1 pseudogene is annotated in these 707 nt (G+C 75.7%); it reads left to right on the top strand.

What is annotated here, in order from left to right:
• Window positions 1–707: pseudogene (locus AN218_RS37170) on the top strand (tetratricopeptide repeat protein); the annotation flags it as partial.

Below are 707 nucleotides of genomic sequence, written 5' to 3'. Positions count from 1 at the left end.
CGCGGCTGCTGGGCGGCGAGGGACGGCAGTCGGTGCGCGGCGCCGCCGCATGGGTGCGGCCACGGCACCACGCGATGCCGGTGCCCGCCGCCTCCGGCACGGCCGAACCGGGCGAACTGCTCGCCGCCTTCCGGGCGTCGGCCTCGCCCGGTGCGCTGGACCTGGCGGTGCATCTGTCGGCCGTGCCGCTGCTGCTGCCCGTCATCCAGCTCGTACAGGAGGCGATGTTCCCCGACACCGGGGCCATGGAGCTGGCGGAGGTGCTGCTCTCCGGGCTGCTGGAGCGGCTGCCGGACATCGACGGATCCCCGGGGCCGCGCTACGACTTCGTGCCCGGTGTACGCGAACTCCTGCTGCGGTCACTGGAGTCGGGCGCCGCCCGGCTGATGCTCAAGCACCTCTCGGAGTACGTCACACGGCGGTTCGGCAAGGGCACCCGCAACTTCCCGGCGCTGGCGGTGGCGCGCATGGGCGGGCGGCCCGCGGACGGCGGACAGTCCGAGGGCGGGCCCGCCTCGCCGCGCGACGCCCCCGACGAGCTGTTCGCGGAGATCCCGGCCCGCGTGATGCGCTTCTACGACCACGACCGGGGCGAGCCCGCCCCGGCGTCCGAAGTGGCCGCGGCGGAACTGCACTTGAGGCGCTGGCGCGAGCAGGGCGCACCGTGGCTGCTGGACGAGGCGCGGACGCACGCGGAGGCGGCGGTG

It is taken from the genome of Streptomyces nanshensis, assembly GCF_001751255.1.
Lineage (GTDB): Bacteria > Actinomycetota > Actinomycetes > Streptomycetales > Streptomycetaceae > Streptomyces > Streptomyces nanshensis_A.
Note: the sequence above shows the minus strand (reverse complement) of the source record. Positions and strands in the feature narration are given on the sequence as shown.